Origin of the sequence: Streptomyces sp. HPF1205, assembly GCF_020400825.1 — a bacterium.
Lineage (GTDB): Bacteria > Actinomycetota > Actinomycetes > Streptomycetales > Streptomycetaceae > Actinacidiphila.
This window is the reverse complement of the sequence record NZ_JAINVH010000011.1, coordinates 20,070-36,403: the sequence shown is the minus strand read 5'-3', so window position 1 is coordinate 36,403 and position 16,334 is coordinate 20,070. Positions and strand designations below refer to the sequence as shown.

At 71.9% G+C, this 16,334-nt stretch carries 18 protein-coding genes; 11 read left to right on the top strand and 7 right to left on the bottom strand.

What is annotated here, in order from left to right; genetic code table 11:
• Positions 1–87: 87 nt before the first annotated feature.
• From K7G61_RS14785 to K7G61_RS14755, 7 genes are all read right to left on the bottom strand, one after another.
• Positions 88–1,593, bottom strand: a complete 1,506-nt coding sequence (locus K7G61_RS14785) for a VirB4 family type IV secretion system protein (RefSeq protein WP_225847273.1) — start codon at positions 1,591–1,593, stop codon at positions 88–90.
• Positions 1,594–1,640: 47 nt separating this feature from the next.
• Positions 1,641–2,120, bottom strand: coding sequence for a DUF6238 family protein (locus K7G61_RS14780; protein ID WP_225847272.1), 480 nt, complete (start codon positions 2,118–2,120; stop codon positions 1,641–1,643).
• Between the two features lie 80 nt (positions 2,121–2,200).
• Positions 2,201–3,664: an SCO6880 family protein gene (locus K7G61_RS14775; RefSeq protein ID WP_225847271.1), complete on the bottom strand. Its 1,464-nt coding sequence runs from the start codon at positions 3,662–3,664 to the stop codon at positions 2,201–2,203.
• Positions 3,665–3,727: 63 nt separating this feature from the next.
• Complete coding sequence (locus K7G61_RS14770) at positions 3,728–5,041, bottom strand: ATP-binding protein (RefSeq protein ID WP_225847270.1); 1,314 nt, start codon at positions 5,039–5,041, stop codon at positions 3,728–3,730.
• A gap of 53 nt (positions 5,042–5,094) precedes the next feature.
• On the bottom strand, positions 5,095–5,787 hold the full coding sequence (locus tag K7G61_RS14765; protein WP_225847269.1) for a hypothetical protein: 693 nt from the start codon (positions 5,785–5,787) through the stop codon (positions 5,095–5,097).
• On the bottom strand, positions 5,784–6,104 hold the full coding sequence (locus tag K7G61_RS14760; RefSeq protein ID WP_374204140.1) for a hypothetical protein: 321 nt from the start codon (positions 6,102–6,104) through the stop codon (positions 5,784–5,786). Before K7G61_RS14760 ends, K7G61_RS14765 begins: the two co-directional genes overlap by 4 nt.
• A gap of 75 nt (positions 6,105–6,179) precedes the next feature.
• Positions 6,180–7,322, bottom strand: a complete 1,143-nt coding sequence (locus tag K7G61_RS14755) for a C40 family peptidase (protein WP_225847268.1) — start codon at positions 7,320–7,322, stop codon at positions 6,180–6,182.
• Positions 7,323–7,670: 348 nt separating this feature from the next.
• Here K7G61_RS14755 and K7G61_RS14750 point away from each other — a divergent pair, with 348 nt between their 5' ends.
• From K7G61_RS14750 to K7G61_RS14700, 11 genes are all read left to right on the top strand, one after another.
• A complete protein-coding gene (locus K7G61_RS14750; RefSeq protein ID WP_225847267.1) occupies positions 7,671–8,423 on the top strand; it encodes a site-specific DNA-methyltransferase in 753 nt (250 codons plus the stop codon).
• 180 nt (positions 8,424–8,603) lie between these two features.
• Complete coding sequence (locus K7G61_RS14745; protein ID WP_225847266.1) at positions 8,604–9,203, top strand: DUF4913 domain-containing protein; 600 nt, start codon at positions 8,604–8,606, stop codon at positions 9,201–9,203.
• Positions 9,200–9,643 carry a hypothetical protein gene (locus tag K7G61_RS14740; RefSeq protein WP_225847265.1) on the top strand — a complete coding sequence of 148 codons (444 nt, stop codon included), beginning with the start codon at positions 9,200–9,202 and terminating at the stop codon, positions 9,641–9,643. The genes K7G61_RS14745 and K7G61_RS14740 overlap by 4 nt, the downstream gene beginning before the upstream one ends.
• Entirely contained in the window at positions 9,640–10,149 is a 510-nt protein-coding gene (locus K7G61_RS14735) for a DUF3631 domain-containing protein (protein WP_225847264.1), read from the top strand. Before K7G61_RS14740 ends, K7G61_RS14735 begins: the two co-directional genes overlap by 4 nt.
• 11 nt (positions 10,150–10,160) lie before the next feature.
• A complete protein-coding gene (locus K7G61_RS14730; protein ID WP_225847263.1) occupies positions 10,161–10,829 on the top strand; it encodes a hypothetical protein in 669 nt (222 codons plus the stop codon).
• 420 nt (positions 10,830–11,249) lie between these two features.
• The gene (locus K7G61_RS14725) at positions 11,250–12,002 is read left to right on the top strand and encodes a glycosyl hydrolase (RefSeq protein ID WP_225847262.1); all 753 of its coding nucleotides are present in this window, start codon (positions 11,250–11,252) and stop codon (positions 12,000–12,002) included.
• A 240-nt stretch (positions 12,003–12,242) separates the two neighbouring features.
• Positions 12,243–12,680, top strand: a complete 438-nt coding sequence (locus tag K7G61_RS14720; protein ID WP_225847261.1) for a hypothetical protein — start codon at positions 12,243–12,245, stop codon at positions 12,678–12,680.
• The gene (locus K7G61_RS14715; RefSeq protein ID WP_225847260.1) at positions 12,677–13,501 is read left to right on the top strand and encodes a hypothetical protein; all 825 of its coding nucleotides are present in this window, start codon (positions 12,677–12,679) and stop codon (positions 13,499–13,501) included. The genes K7G61_RS14720 and K7G61_RS14715 overlap by 4 nt, the downstream gene beginning before the upstream one ends.
• A 44-nt stretch (positions 13,502–13,545) precedes the next feature.
• Entirely contained in the window at positions 13,546–14,442 is an 897-nt protein-coding gene (locus K7G61_RS14710; protein ID WP_225847259.1) for a winged helix-turn-helix transcriptional regulator, read from the top strand.
• Positions 14,439–15,095, top strand: coding sequence for a winged helix-turn-helix transcriptional regulator (locus K7G61_RS14705; protein WP_225847258.1), 657 nt, complete (start codon positions 14,439–14,441; stop codon positions 15,093–15,095). The genes K7G61_RS14710 and K7G61_RS14705 overlap by 4 nt, the downstream gene beginning before the upstream one ends.
• Complete coding sequence (locus K7G61_RS14700) at positions 15,092–16,318, top strand: MFS transporter (protein WP_225847257.1); 1,227 nt, start codon at positions 15,092–15,094, stop codon at positions 16,316–16,318. The genes K7G61_RS14705 and K7G61_RS14700 overlap by 4 nt, the downstream gene beginning before the upstream one ends.
• Positions 16,319–16,334 lie beyond the last annotated feature (16 nt).

Here is a 16,334-nt window from a genome sequence, read left to right as displayed (position 1 = left end):
GGGGCTGGGCGAAGGGCGGGGTGGTGCGGCCGGTGGCTCCGGGCGAATGCGGATCAACACGTCGTTATTCGCGAACTCGCGGGGGTTTCAGTGCATTCGGGCGTCCGTGTCGAAGAGCCGGGCTTCGTGCGGGTGCAGCAGGTGCTGGACCACGAAGGAGCGTCCTGCGACTTTCCACAGGCCGCGTCCTCGTTGGAGGGCGGAGATGGCCTGGGTTTCGACGCCGGTCAGTCCCAGGAGTCCGGCGGAGGCGGTGAGCTGGTCGGTCTCCTGGCGGTAGATGATGCGTGTGGAGCAGTCGGCGAGGAGTCCTTCGGCAAGGGCGCGTCCGCGGGAGCCGGCGTCGCCGGCGGTGAGCAGGTCGGACAGGCGGTGGATGACCATGAGGTTGGCGATGCCGAGCCCTCGGGAGAGTTTCCACTGGGCCTGCATGCGTTCCAGCAGGCCGTCGTGGCGCATCAGGCGCCAGGCTTCGTCGTAGACGATCCAGCGCCTGCCGCCGCTGGGGTCGGCGAGTGCGGATTCCATCCAGGCGGAGGCGCAGGTCATGGCCAGGACCAGGGCGGTGTCGGCGCCGGAGCCTCCGAGGTGGGACAGGTCGATGGTGAGCATCGGCGAGCGCGGGTCGAAGACGGCGGTGGTGGGGGCGTCGAACATGCCGGTCAGGTCCCCGTGCACCAGGCGCCGCAGGGCGTGGGCGACGTCGCGGGCGGCGTCGCCGAGCCTGCCGGAGACGGTGCCGGCGGCGGCGTCGAGCTGGGCGGGGTTGTTGAGGACGCCGGCGATGTCGCCGAGCAGCGGCGTCCGGTGCGTGGCGCCAGCGGCGGTGACGACGGTGTCGAGGGCGACATCGAGGGCCGTGTGCTCCATCGGCAGCAGGTCCCGCCCCAGCACAGTCCGGGCCAATGAACCCAGGAGCAGCAGGCGCCGTTTGCGGACCTCGCTCGCCCAGTCGCTCTCGGCGGTACCGTCCGGGCGGGGAGCGGCGTCCAGGGGGTTGAGTTTGCCGGGCAGGCCCGGGCCGAGGGCGATGGTGGTGCCGCCGAGGGCTGCGGCGACCGGGGTCCACTCGCCTTTGGGGTCGCAGGGGACGTAGACGCGGTAGCCGTGGGCGATCGAGCGCAGCGCGAAGGATTTCGCCAGGGCGCTCTTGCCCTGCCCGATCACGCCGGCCAGCAGCACGTTGGGGTTGGTGAACCCTTCCAGCTTCCCGTAGAGGGAGAACGGGTCAAAGGTGAAGGAGGCTTCGGCGTGGACGTCTCGGCCGATGTAGATGCCCTCGGCACCCAGGCCGCCTTCGGCGAGGAAAGGATACGCGCCGCAGGCGACCGCGGTGGTCATCCGGTGCGCGGGGAGCTTGAGCCGCCCGCCGCGGGCGGAGGCCGCCCCGGGCCGGCCCGACGCGGGGTAGACCGGTACAGGCATCTCCGCTTCGATGACCACCGGCTCGTCCGTACGGTCGCGTCCGGCGGTGGCACGGGCGCGCGCGGTGGCTTCTGCCAGAGCCCGGCGGGATGCCTTGCGAGTGGCCCGGTCGGTCCGGCGCGGGGTGAACAGGTCACTGGCACGGGCACGGCCTTTGCGGGACGTCATACGGGGAGCCTCCTCTCGCGGACCGAAGCGGTGTCTGGCCGGGCGGTTCAGCGGGTGCAGGTGGTGGTGTGGCCGTGCAGCGGGGCGTCGATGTCGGTGGGGGTGGTCGTGCGGCGCACAGTGTGGCCAGCGGCCAGATGGCGCTGGCAGATGGTGACGAACGGAGGCCCTTCCACGAGCCGCTGTTCGGGCCGGCACTCCTCGGGGGTTGCGACCGGATCGGTCAGCGGGAGGGTGTGGAAGGCGTCGTGGACGGCGGCGGCTGCCTGCCAGAGGCGGGTACGGGCAGCGGCCAGATGACGCCCGGCGGCCGGCGAGAACGGGCGGGTGCCGTCGGCGAGCTGGTCCGTCAGCTGGTGGCAGGCGATCAGGTGCGCGTGCAGCAGGTCCAAGTGCGGACGGTCGGCCGCGGCCCCAGTGTGCCGGTCGACGTGCAGGCGGCTGGTGGTGGTGTGGCGGTGAAGTCCCGCGGAAGCGGCCCGCAGGTAGGGGTGCGTCTCGCCGTAGCTGGAACGGATTGGGGTCAAGGGCGGATCCTCGGTGGATGGCTCGGCCGGTCGGCGGAGTTGGGGCGGCCGGGGGTGCTGTTCGCAGGCGGGGCGGGTGATTACAGGGCGGTGCGTGCGAGGGGCAGGGCGGCGAGGGTGAAGGCTTCGGGCTGCTGGTAGGTCAGGCGACGCAGGTCGATCTGGCTGCCGGCGGCAGCGGTCTCCACGGTGGCGCAGGCGGCGTCCAGGGCCTGGCGGGTGTCCGCGGACAGGGTCAGCAGCCCGGTCAGGGCGACATCCGCGTGGCCGGCAATCAGTTCGCGTTCGCGCTGTTTGGCGTCGGCGTATTCGAGGCTGTCGGCCTCGGAGTCGACCTGGCCCTTGCGCTGTCGCTCGGCGGCGTCCGCGATGATCGTGGCTTTCCGGCGCTGGACATCGCGCAGCGCGGATTCCAGGGGCTGGGGGGCGTAGATGAGGGAAAAGGCGCGCCGTGCGCCGGCGGTGAACAGCAGCTGGTGCAGGAAGCCGGCGTGGGTTTCGGTTCTGGGCCAGTTCTCCACCCAGTACGTGGCATGCTGCGCGGAGTCGGTGATCAGCCGGTCTGATTCCTCGACCTGGACCACCGGGCCGGCGGCCCCGGGGTCGGCTTCGGCGCGCCCGGCCGGTGACCACTGCTGGAGACGGGAGAGGGCTGCGGGGTCGTAGGCGGTGCGGATGACCGCGGCGATCTCCCGGCCGGACAGCCACCCCGCCACCGTCAGGCCCGCGGTGCGGGCGGCCTGGCTGATGCTCGTGGTGGTCGTCGACAGCACGGTGAACGCCCCGTTCAGCCCGCCGCCGGCCTGGGAGACCAGCCGCCGCGCCGCCTTCAGGTCCAGGGCGACGACCAGGTACGCCTCGTGGGGGGCGGCGGCAGGACCCGCGGAGGCGACCAGCTCGCCGTAGATCTCGCCGGCGACCGGGGTGCCGGGCGCTCCGTGCTGCTGCCAGTGGCGCGCGAGGGCGTCGCCGGAGTCGGGGACGGTGCGCTCCAGGACCTGCACGGCCTTGATGTGGCCGGTGCGGGCGATGCCGGCCAGCGCCCGCCCCCACGCGGCCACGTTCGTGTTCTGCGTGGCCGGGTCGAGCAGGGCGAAGGCGCGGCCGTGGACGTGGGCGACGGCGGTCAGGGTCTGGTTCCGCGGGTCGTGCAGGGCCGCGGCCTCCACGCCGGGCGGCGAGACGACGCGCAGGGAGGCGGTGGTGCCGGGCAGGTGGAGCAGGCCCTCCACGGTGGGCCGGGAGACGGGGCGGGCCAGCCACAGCCGCTGGCCCGACCACTTCCGGTACAGGTAGCGGGCGGCAATGGGGGCCCAGTCGACCAGGGTGCGCCCGCCCCGCCGGACGAACACCACGCCTGCGACCGAGGCCCACAACGGGAGCAGGGCGAGTGCGCCCAGGACACCGGTGGTCACGACGGTGATCATCAGCAGGCAGACGGCGGCGGAGGCGGCAAGGAGTTGGGGCAGGGACAGGCCGAGCAGGATGCCGCGGCGCGGCCGGTGAGGGAAGCGCACCGTGAGCGGTACGTTCTGATCGGACAAGGGCGACGCCGTTTCTGCGAGAAGCTGGACGGGTGGGCGGACGGCTGGGCCCAGGGCCCACGTTCAGGTTCCGGTCGGCGGAGGCGGCGGCGGGACGGGGCTGCGATCCGTTGCCGATCGGGTTGTACCGTCGGCGCCGGAAGCGGGCCGGCCGCGCGAAGCCCAGTGCGGGGTCGGCGGCGCCGGAGTTCCTCCCGGCTGCCCGCTGGTGTCGTCGGCAGGGCTGGTGGGGTGCGGCTGGACTGCCTTGGCCAGCCCGTCAGCGGCAGGCGCGCCGCTGGAGCCGGACTTGGTATCGGAGCCGGCGTTGCCGGTGGGGTTGATCTGCGCGATCCCGCCGGGCCCCTGACCGGGAACCTGGGAGGGTCCTTGCGGGGATCCCGCTCCGGCGGCGCCTCCGGCTGCGCCGCCGGACATGGCCATCGCGGCCTTGCGGGCGGCGCGCTCACCGTGCTGGCGGGCGATCACCGCCCCGGTGCCGCCGGCTCGGTGAATCGTCTCGGCGTCGGCACCCTCACTCGCCCAGTGGACGAACTTGAACACCGCGTACGGGCACAGCAGCACCAGCAACATGATCACGATGCCGGACATGCAGTCGGCCAGCGCCCCCATCCCGTCGCTCGCTTCGGTGCGGCCCATGGCGGAGATGCCGAGCAGGAAGATGACCGTCATCAGGAGCTTGGAGAACACCAAGGTGGCGGTGGCCTCGATCCAGCCTCGTCTCCAGCGGCGCGCTGCCTCCCAGCCGCCGCCTGCGGCGGCGAACGGGGCGAGGGTGACCATGACCAGGATGCCGACCTTGCGGACCATCATCACGCACCAGAACAGGATCGCGCCGATCGCGGCGCCGAAGGCCGCGAAGGTGGGCACCAGCCAGCCGAGCGGTGACATGGCGCCGATCTCGGTGACGGTGACCATGCGGCGTACGGCGGTTTGGATGGAGGTGTGGCCGGCGGCGAACAGCCCGTCGGACAGGGCGTCGGTCACGCCGATGGCGACGGTGGTCAGCGAGATCGCGGCGAAGGCGAAGAGTACGCCGGAGGCGGTGCCGGTGAAGGCTTGGGCCAGGGCTCTGCCGTCGCGTTTGAACGCGGCGCGGGTCAGTTGCGCGCAGAAGGTGGCGACCAGGAGCACGAGGCCGATGGGCAGGATCATCTGGTAGTTGTCGCGGAACCAGGTGGCGTTGAGGTCGACGCGGGTGGTGGTGTCGACGCCTTCGGCGGCAAGGTCGGCGCAGGCGGCGGCCAGTTCGCCGGCAGACTTGGCGATCCAGGCGCCGATGCCGTCGGTGATGGCCTTGCCGGGGTCGGTGACGAAGTTGATCGCCCCGGCGGCGTCGCACAGCTTCCCGGCGACGGGGATGGAGCAAAAGCCCACGCGGGCGCTACCTCTCTGTCAGCACTGTCGGATCCGTCGGACCCCGGGGCGGGTCAGGGCGCAACGCTCGGGGCGATGTCGACCAGGGCGCAGTCGGTGTTCGGTCGGCACTGGACCGCGACGGTGACCGCGCGGGGCTCGCCTCCGGCTCCGCCGTTCTTCCAGGCGATGTGCTGGGTGCCGGTGACGGTGACTGCGTAGATGTACGCCTTGGTCAGCGCGGCCGGGTCGTCGGCGAGCGCCTGCTTGAAGGCGCTGGGGAAGTGGGCTTCGGTGATCGCTGCGGTGGCGTACTGCTGGTTGTCGGTCATCCGTGACCACAGCGCCGGATCCGGTACCTGGCTGCTGATGGCTGGCCAGTTCGCGTAGGGGGTGCCGGTGGCCATCCACCGATGCATGCCGGCGAGTTGCTGGTTACGGCTGGTGGTGCGGGTGTCGTACGACCACAGCAGGCCAGCCGCAGCCTTGGCGTAGGCCAGGGGATCCGTGGCGTGCGGGGGCCTGGCCACCGAACCGGTCTGTGTGGCCGGTGACGGCGCGAGCTCGGCGGGCGTAGATGTGACCGCAGAGGTCGGGGACGTCGTGACAGCGGCTGCCGGGCGGCTCCCGCCGGAACGCTTGGTGATCCAGGCCGCGGCGCCGGCCAGGGCGAGCAGAACCGCGGTGGCCACTGCGATGATCGCGGTGCGCTGAGCAAGCGGGGACCACGAGGCCGGGTGGGACAGGACGGTTCGGCGTGGGGTCATTTGATCTGCGATCCCAGCGCGGAGAAGAAGGCGACCAGCCCGTTGGCGGCACCCAAACCGAGCGCGGCGCCGACGGAGGCGATGGTGCCCTTCTTGCCGTTGGCCTCGGCCTGGTGGCCGCCTGAAAAGTGGCCCCACGCCCACATGGCCAGTGACGCGGCGAGCGCACCGACCACGGCGATGATCGCGTACAGGTTGATCGAGCTGACGATGCTCTGCAGCACGTCGAGACCGGGAAGACCGCCGGAATCCGGGGTGATGCCGGGATCGTAGGCCAGGACCTCGGGGTGGGTGGACGGGAGAATGGGTGAGGGAATGGGCTAGCTCCTTGTCAGGACGCGGGGACAGGCAGAGGGGGATGGGTGCGCCCAGGCGCTCGCGGACTGCGGGGGCTATCCGTCGGCGCTATGGGCGGTGACGCGGCGCGCCGCAAGAACGTCCCACTGGCTGATCGGGTCGACCCGTACAACGGCTCCCGTGTGGGGTGCGGCGATCACCAGACCTGCCCCCATGTACATGCCGACATGCTCGGGGTGGTCGGCGGTGCCTTCGGTGAACAGCAGGTCGCCCGGCTTGAGAGCGGAAAGCGGCACGGAGACACCGGCCGTGACCTGCAGGTAGGTGGTGCGGGGCAGGGTGATGCCGGCGGCGCGGTACGCCTGCTGCACCAGGGAGGAGCAGTCGCAGCGGCCCATCGGATCGCTTCCGTGGGAGTCGGTGCACGAACCGCCCCACTGGTAGAGCGTGCCGAGCTGGCGCATCGCCCAGGCGATCGCGGTCTTCACCGCGGGCGGCGCGTCGGCGGGGATCGTGTATCCGGCGGGGACGGTGCCGGGCGGGATCGGCCCGTACGGCGAACCGTCGCCGGCCGGGCTGCAGCCGGCCGCCGTGGCGGGCGTGCCGGCCGGGCTGTTCGGGTTGGGGGTGGAAGGTTGTTCGGCGGCAGGCAGGGTGGCGGTAATCGCCTGCTGCAGCGCGGTGGCCAGCGGCTCCCAGGAGGCGTAGGCGTCGGGCAGTGCGCTTTTCTGGACGGCTTGGGAGGCCTGGGCGACGGTGAGCTGCTGCCAGCCGGGCACCGCGAGGAGCGCGGTGTAGAACGTGGTGCTGGCGTAGACGGGGTCGAGCAGTTGCTGGGCGGTGCCCCAGCCCTGGGACGGACGCTGCTGGAAGAGTCCGACGCTGTCGCGGTCGCCGGAGGGCAGGTTGCGTAGCCGGGATTCCTGCAGGGCGGTCGCGAGCGCGATGGTCTGCCCGCGGGCCGGCACCTTCAGGCTAATGCCGGTGATGACGATCGCCTTGGCGTTGGGGATCTGCTCGGCGGGCAGGTCCAGGCCCTCAACGGGGGAGTTCGAAGCGGGCTTGCCGCCGAGGATCGCGGCGACCTGGGCGGCGACCGCGGCGGGATCGACGGTGCCCGTCGCGCACGCCGCGGCGATGGAGGCGGGTCCGGCGCCGGCGGCGGAGACGGCGGACAGGCCGGCCAGCAGGAGTGGGGTCAGGCAGAGCAGGCCGACGACGGCCGCCAGCCACTTCACCCGTGGCGGCTCCGGGCCCGGTCAGGATGAAGCGGGCAGCGGACTGGTCGAACATGACGGAGGGGCAAGAGCGGGTCCTTCGTACGGGGATGCCGACCGGCGCGGCAGCGGGCGGCGGGAATTCCAAAACTGTACGGCCGGATCGGCGGTCGACCAAATAATTCGCGTCTTGGATACGAAATATTGTGAAGGACTCGTCGCCACGGACACACGCGCCGTATCGTTTTGCAATCCCTCCCGGACCCGCTCCCGCCCACCCCACCGGCCTTGTGCGCCGGCAAAGGCAGCGGACGTCCGCAGACGGAAACCCCAACCCGCCCCGTTCCTCTGCCCTGCTGGAGTTCCTTTTTGCCGTTCTCCCTCCACCACGGTGACGCGCTGCGCGTGCTCACCGGCCTCCCCGACGACTGCGTGGACGCGGTCATCACCGACCCCCCGTACAACTCCGGCGGGCGTACCGCCAAGGAGCGCACCTCCCGCACCGCCAAGCAGAAGTACACCTCCGCCGACGCCGAGCACGGGCTGGCCGACTTCACCGGCGAGAACATGGACCAGCGCTCTTACGGGTTCTGGCTCACGCAGATCATGACCGAGGCCCACCGGCTGACGAAGACCGGCGGCACCGCGCTGCTGTTCACCGACTGGCGTCAGCTGCCGATCACCACCGATGCTCTGCAGGCGGCCGGGTGGCTGTGGCGGGGTGTGCTGGTGTGGCACAAGCCGCAGGCCAGGCCCCAGAAGGGCCGTTTCACGCAGAACTGCGAGTTCGTCGTGTGGGGCTCCAACGGCGCGATGGACTCCTCCCGCGCGGTCTACCTGCCCGGCCTGTACAGCGCCTCCCAGCCCTCGGGCGCCAAGCGCCGGCACATCACGCAAAAGCCCGTCGAGGTGATGCGGGAGCTCGTCAAGATCGCCCCCGAAGGCGGCACGGTCCTGGACTTCTGCGCCGGCTCAGGCTCGACCGGGGTGGCTGCCCTGCTGGAGGGCCGCGACGCGATCTGCGTGGAGAAGACCAAGCACTACGCGCAGATCGCAGCCGACCGCCTTACCGAGGCGGTGCAGCAGACCCTCACCCAGGACGAGTGCACCCTGGCCGCTTGACCGGCCCACGGCTGCCGAAAGCCGGGACGTCTTGTCTGTCCCCATTCTGCCCGGGTATCGGTGTTCCGCACGCAGGGAGTCTTGTCGCTCCCTTTCCCTTTTTCCTTTTCGGCCCGACCGCTTCGGCGGCGTGAGGAGTTTCCTGTGCCCGATCCCGTCGACCCCCGCGATGAGGGGGCAATGGAGCCTGTGCGTTTCCCCGGTCCCGGTGTGGAGTCGCTTCAGGCCAGCGTGCGCCGGCTGATGGCCCAGTCCGAAGAGCAGGCCCGGCTGCTGGACTCCCTGGCCGCCGGACCGGACGAGGCGGGCCTGCCCTATGCGGGCTTTCCGCCGGGGCTGCCTGCGGGGCTGTCGGCTCCTGCTGCGGCGCCGGAGCCGCGGTTCATCCTGACTCTGGACGGGACGGCGTTCGAGGCCGAGTTGGACGCGCTGTCGGACTGGGTGCACGACTTCCTGCTGCCTACCTACGGCGCCGAGGTGTCCACCGCGGCACCGTGGTGCCAGCAGTGGGCCGAGCATCTGGACGTCGTGGGTTGGCTGCATGCCTTGTGGATGGCTTACCAGCAGCACACCGACCCCGAGGCGGGGCTGTCGGCTCCGGCGGTGTGGCACCGGGACTTCCTCACCCACACCATGGCAGCCATCCGCGCCCCGGGCGGCCCCTTGAGTGCGTGCATGACCAGCCCCGACCGGCCCTCCCACCGCATCCTGCCCAGCCCCCAAAGCCCCGCGCCCGCCCCCGACACCCAGGAGCCGACCGCGAGGGCGGTGGCAGCGTGAACGGCGAGCCGCGCTTCGGACTGGCGGTCGACCCGCGGGTGGTCACCGACCTGGTCATCGCACCCGAACCCATCCGCACCGCCGCCCTGGAGTGCCTGGCCGACGTCCTGGACGGCGAAGCCCAGGGCGAGGAACTGACCGGCGCCCTGGCAGGGTTCCGCAGCATCAGCCTGGATCCGCGCTGGCGCCTGGTCTACCGGCTGCGTCCTGCACCGCCCACGGAGCCGCATGCGCGGGAGGTGTTCGTGGCGGCGGTGCGTCCGCGGGCCCGCTTCGACGTCTACACCGCGGTCGCCGCGCGTCTGGGCCTGAATCAGCAGCCGCTCAGCGCGCTCGCGCACGCCGCCCGTGCCCGCTCCCCGCAGACCACACCCGCCACCCTTCCCCGCCTGGCTCCTGTTCCCTCCGCCCCGTCCCCTGCGAAAGGCACCGCCCGTTGACCTGCCCTTCCTGTCCCGACACTCTCACTGACCTGCTCACCACCGCCGCTTCTCCGCGCTGCGACGGCCAGCGGCAGTCCCCCTTGAGCGCCGGCCCCGGCTGCTCCTGGTGCGGGATCGTCACCCTCGCCGACCAGTTGCTCAACGCCTTCCTCGACCCCCGCCTCATTGCCCCAGCCGGGGGAGAGGAAGCCGAAGGCCTCCACCGTTCCCACAACTCCGACACGTCGGAGCGGGTGGGCATCGTGGAGGCGTGCCTGGCCGCGTTCGCCGAACTGGGTGATCCCGACGCGATGGCCTCGCAAGACCTGGTCGCCATTCTGCGGCAGGCTCCCGGCTTCGCGGTCGGCTGGTGGCGGTTCGCCGACCTGACCCAGGTCAGGCTCGCCCACCTGCTCGCCCCGTACGAGGTCACCACCCGCGACGTCACGCTGCCCGACGGGCGGCGCCGCAAGTCCTACCGGCTCAGCGCCCTGCTCGCGGCTGAACAGGGGGCGTACCGCTGAACAACCGTGCCGTGCCGTCCCCGTCCCCTCCTCCCCGCACCGCGTTGGACGACCGGGTCGAGAAGCTGACCGGCTACACCGGCCAGCAGTTGCGGCGCCACGACGCCGACGGACTGCTGTCCGCGGACCTGGCCGCCTTGGCGAAGGCCCACCAGGACCTCGTCGCCGAGGAGGCCGATGTGGCCTATCACCTGGGCCGTTTGCATCAGCTCAGCGCCGGCCGCAGCCCGGCGGACGCCGCCCTGCTGGAGCGCCTGGAGCGGGTCGTGCGGCATCTGGCCGAAGCCGTCACCCGGCGCGACGCACGCCTGGCCGCTGCCTCCGTGGTACTGGAGCCGCTGGAACAGGCGGCACGCGACCGTGAGACCGGTGTGGTGCCGGAATTGCCCGCGCCGGACTTCGCCCACCTGCTGGCCTTGGCTCGTGGAGCCAAGCTCCACCAGAACCTGGTCACGCAGCGGCTGTCGGTGGTGACCGCCTCCGGCGCCCGGCTGCCCTACCCCGCCCTGCAACGGCTGGAGAAGGCAGGTCTGGTCGAGATCGACCGGAGCCATCCGCTGCACGCCGGCCAGCCGGTCACCCTGACCGGCCTGGGCCGCCGGACGCTGACCGGACGCTCCCCCGCCCCCGCGGGCCCGCAGCCCCCAGGTGCGGCCGTTCCGGCTGCTTACCGCCGCTGACCACCACCAGGGACTGCTTGACCCGCCACCACCAGGCCCGTCCGTGTCGGTGCGGGTGTCGTTCCGGCAGCCCCCGCGGGATACCGCTGAGCTGGTAGGAGATGCCGTGGCCACCCGAGGGCGAAGAGCTTTCCCCCGCGGGAGGAGACTCGCCGTAATCGCGCCTTCGCCCTGTACCGCAACCTGCTGCGGTCGGCAGAAGACGTCGCGGTGACCCCGGGCCCGGCTGACCTCCCGCCCCCACCCGCCGTTCCGCACCGCCCAGCTCAAAGCGCTGCTGACCCGGCAGACCATGTGCCGCGACCGGAAGCACCGGATGCTGTCCGCGCTCCTGTCCGCACAGCGCTCCAGCCCCACACCGCTTTCGAGAGCGTCATGGTGCGCTCCGCTTCCCCTTGTCCGTGACCCAACCCGAGGACCATGCCGCCCGACAGCGACACAACCTGGCCGGACGAAGGCCCTACGTGTGAACCGCAGTTCGACTTCGACCGTTCGTTGCGTACCAACGGCTTCGAGCCCGCCGACGAAGCCGAAGGCCACCTGCACGATCACTTCCTGGTCAACGGGAGCGACTTCCGCCTCCTGGCCGCCCACCACGGTGGTGATCACAGTTTTGCGGTGCTGCACGACCGCGCGGCCACCTGGGACGTGCCCGGCACCGCGGACCTGCTGGCCGTGCACGTCGTCCGCGACCGGACACGCAGGACCTTCCGCTTGAACGCGCAGCGGATGCCGCTGGTGTCGCTGGCGCAGCAGTGGCTGGTGGCCCGTGGCTGCCCGAGCCAGGCCATTGTCCTTCCGCCCGGCAGCGCCAGTGAGCCGGCCGACGAGGCGACCACCACACTGGAGGCACACCTGCGCTCCTCACCCGGCAGATACACCCTCATCGACCACTACACGCACGACAGCGAGCCTTTCGAGTCCTGGGCCCTCATGCGTGATGCCCGCGCCGAACCTGCCACGGCGCCTTTCCGGCTGTTCATCGAAGCAGCGGATATCCAAGCCGGCACCTACACCCTGCGCGAAGGTGCCTTCGGGACAGAGGGCGCCGCGCGGGAATGGCTTGACGAACGCAATGATCCGTTGCCGGCGCCGCTGCACACCGCCCGCCCGCCGACGGCCTCCCGACCTGCGGTGACTGCGCTGCCCAGGATGCCGGGGCCGCGCCGCTGACGGTCCCCGCGCCGGCCGATAGCACGGAAAATACCGTCAGGCAAAACGCCTTTTGTTCGGATCATAGAACCGTTCCCGCCGCTCCTCGCGGCTCGGGAAATCCCCTCATGTTTCCTACCTTGGCCAGGAGGCCATTTCCGCATGCGTCAATTCCCGACATTCCCCACCCCCGAAAGCACGGTGCCGCCCCGCGACCCTCTTCCACCTGGTCCGGAGGCGGCTTCGGCAGGAGCCGATGGCGTGGTGGAGGTGCTGGCCGAAGAGGTCCGCGAGCGGTTCGGCCACAGTCTTCAGGACCTGCGCGCCCTGGCGGTCACCAGGCCGGAACAGGTCCGCGGGGCGAGCGAGGTGCTGCGCTGGTTCGACCAGCTCATCGAGGCGCAAGCGTTCCTGGAGGACGCCGAAGACACCCTGGTGGACGTACTCGCCACCGGCAGCGAGCCGTTGACCGAGGAACAGATGGAGCTGGCGCGGACGGTGGACGCCGCGGTGACGGTGCGGGACGGGCGCGCCCTGGTCGTGCGGTTCCTGCTGAACCCCGACGCACCGGGCAAGCGCACCGGGGCCGCGCAGGGTGAGGCGCTGGGGGTGCGTCGTTCTCCGGCCCTGACCACCGGCATGACGCCCCGCCCGGCCGCCGCATTGGCCTCAGCACCTGCGCCGGGGGTGCGCCGGTGAACGCCACCGAGATGCCGACCAGCCAGGATGCGGGGATCGAGGAAGCCTTCGGCCGGCCGCTGGCCGAGCTGTACGCGCAAGCCGCAGCGGGTACCGCGGTACCCGGGGTGCAGCAGGTGCTGGAACTGCGGTCGTTCCTGGCGGTGGTCGAAGACCAGGCAGCCAAGGCCCGGGACCGTATCCACCAGGCCACCGGCCCCGCGGCCGATCCCCAGGCCGTGCCGTTGGCCGATCTACGGTTCCGGACGGATCTGCTGGAGGCCGCGCTGGAAGTCGGCGCGAAGTACCGCCGGGCCCTTCAGGATCTTGTGCGAACGGGGCCCGGCCGATCCTCGCCGGCACCGCGCCGGCCGGTGCAGTTCGACCAGTCCAAGATCGCGGAGGTCTTCGGACCAGGCGGAGGGGTGACCGCCCAGCGGCCGGCGCCTGCCCCGCCGCTGACATCGCCTCGCGTATCGAGGCCCTGTGGGGCGAGCCGATCGCCGAGCTCCAGCAGCAGGCCGAGGCCCACCATGCTCGCCGCGCTGCTGAAACTGCGCAGCGACACCGACCTCGCCGAGCGCCACATCACCGCCTTGCGCGACCGCATCCACCAGCTCACCCAGCCAGGCCAGGCGATCGGCGAGCTCACGTTCACCGCCCGCCACCTGCTGGATGCCGCCCAGCGGCTGTCCGTCGCGGTCACCGCCCGTAACGCCCATCTCGCCGCCGCCACCGCGGTCCTGGACGGCCTGCGCCGCCGCGAAACACCCCCCGCCGAGGCCCCACCCGCGGCCTTGCCCACTCAGCCGGCGCAGGCGCACGCCCTTCCCGTCCGCTGACAGGTACTCGCACCCGTTCCCCTTCCCAGGAGAGTGCTTTCTTCTTGACCGCCACCGGTCTGTCCCGTGCCGCCCTCGCCGATCTGACCCGCGTCACCCAGGCGCTGGAGATGCTCGCCCCGCGCTGGAGCGTGTGGACGCTGATGACCCTGTCCGACCAGCCGATGCGCTACACCGAGATCAAACCCCGCCTGGCCCTGCTCGCCGACAGCCAGCTGTCCGTCCGCCTGAAAAGGCTCGCCGCGGACGGGCTCGTGGACCGCGACGCGCTCAGCGTCCACAACGTCACCTACCGGCTGACCGACCGGGGCCAGGCCCTGGCCCCCGTGCTCAGTGCCCTGGCCACCTGGGGTGACACCCGCCTGGAGAAGCGCAAAGTCCCCAGCAGGACGATTCCCGGGATGTGGGAGCCGGAGCGGATACCGGCCGCGCAGAATGCCGAGGACACCCTCGCTTTGATCACCGCCCGCCACACCGCCGCCGTGATGTGGCTCCTGCAAGCCGCGGGCACCTCTACCGCCACCGACCTGGCACAGGGCCTGCCCGGGCCGTTGACCGCGGGGCGGCTGTATCCGGTGCTGAGCCAGCTGGTCGACGACGGCCTGGCCGAGCGCAGCGGCAGCCGCGGCTATTGCCTGACCGCCCACGGCCGCTCCCTGGCCCCGGTCTACCGGTGCCTGTCCGCGTGGGCCGCGGGCCGCCCCGCTTCCGCCGCGCGCAAGCACCCCATCTGGAGTGCCGCCGAGGCCGAGCGGGAGGAGATGGTCCGCCCGCCCTCGCCGCGCCGCCCCGTGCCACTGGCCGGCGTGAGCATACCTGCGCCGGCCTTGTCGGCCGTGTCCGGACCCGGAAGTCCCAAGTGGCGGCCTGGCGATCTGTTCTCCCATGGTGCTCCCGCCCCGCTGGCCGGCGCCGGTGCGATGGGAGGCCGCGCCCGATGAACCGACCTTCCTCCACGACCGACCTGATCGTGGCCGCTGCCGACCTGCTGGGCCGGCAGTGGACCACGCGCCTGGTCGCCGAGCTGACCGACCACGGCCCCGTCCCGCTCGGCCTGGTCGCCGGCACTTTCTCGGATCTGACGCACGATCAGTACACCTACGGCCTGCGGGCGCTGCGTGAGCGGGGGCTGATCGCCTACGGCAAGGACGCCGGCCGCGACTGCTACGTCCTCACCGAGGCAGGGGAGGGGCTCGGGGACGTTCACGACGCCCTGTCCCGCTGGGCACGCACCCACGGATACCCCACCGAGCACTGCGACTTCGTCACCCGAATCGAGGCGAGCTTGTGGCTGCTGAAGGACCGCGACCTGCTGACCGTCCTGGCAACCGCCGGTTCCGGCGCAGACCGGGGGAGCGGCTTGGACGCGGAGGCCGAGCGGAGCCTGACCAAGGGCGGCTTCATGTACGTACTGCGCGACGGAGAACCAGTCCTGACCTGCGCCGGGCAGGACCTGCGTGGTCCGCTGACCGCGCTCGCCTCCTGGGCCCGCACCCACGCCGACCTCCTGCGGCGGCGCACGGACACCCGGCCGGGTCTGCGCACCACCATCCCCGGACCTGTCCGGAAGGCCCCAGTACGGCGGTCCGCTTGAGTCCACCGGACCCCAGGCCGGGCTTGTGGCGGGAGGTGTATCTGCCGCGGGTGGCGGATGCCGGGGCGATGGCGACCGCCACGTACACCCTGCCCTTGCTGGTGCTTGCCACCACCGACTCCCCGGCCATGACAGGCACGGCGTTCGCCGTGGAGTGGGTGCCCCGCCTCGCCTCCTTCGGGCGGGCCGGGACCGTGGTCGCCCGCCAAGGCGCCGGACAGGTCATGCGCTACGCAGCAGCAGCGCGTGCGCTCGTGCTCCTCGCCGCCATTCCCGTTCTGGTCGGGGCAGGCAAGGGATCCGCAGCAACAGCGGCGGTGATGGCCCTGGCCGCGCTGGTGGGCGTGCTCTCCCAGCTTAGCTACCTCGCGGCCGAGACCGCGGGCGCCGCCGCCAGCCGCCAGGCGGCCCGGCCGCACCACGTTCAGGGCGTACTGCTGGGCATCGACCAAGGGGCGATGCTCGCCGGACCCGCGGCTGGCGCAGCGCTGCTGCAATGGACCGGCCCCGGCGGGCTGCTCGGGGTCATCTCCGCGATGTCCGCCACGGCCGCGGCCACTGTCCCGGCCAGCACGCGTGAAACGCCACCGACCCACCGCAAGACGGGTCCCGTATCGGAGGTGTCAGGCTGGGCAACGCTGCACTCCCTGCCCACGCTCACCTGGCTGGTCGCGGGGCTCGCGGTCTCCAACCTGGCCACCGGCACCCTGCAGGCCGCCGCCCCGGTCATCGTCGTTCACAACCTGGGACAGTCCAGTGCCGCGGTCGGAGCGGTGTGGTCGCTGGCCGCCGCGGTCACCCTGGTCGCCGTGGCGTGCTGCCGGCCAGCCATCGACCGGTGGGGACTGTGGCGGGTCGCAACGGCGTCAGCGGCAGCGGCCCCGACCACCTGTCTCGCGGTTGCCCAAACCCACCACTTCCCCGCCTACGCGATCCTGGTCGCGGTCCTGATGGCGTCCGAGGCCGGGATGACCGTGGTGCTGCGCACCCTGCGCTCCCAGCTCATCCCACCAGAAGCGTTCGCCCCCACCCTGGCTACCACCATCCTGCTCCTGCTCGCACCGTTCCCGCTGGCCGGCGTCCTGGTCGCCTGCACCCCGCCCACAGCCCTCGGCCGAGTCCTGACCGCCTTGGCCATCGCACAGGCGGTCGCGCTGACCGTGGCCTTCACCGCAGCCCGACGCGCCATGCCCCGCCAGCCGGCCGTTTGTGTGCCCCGCTGACCGTGGCCGATCCACA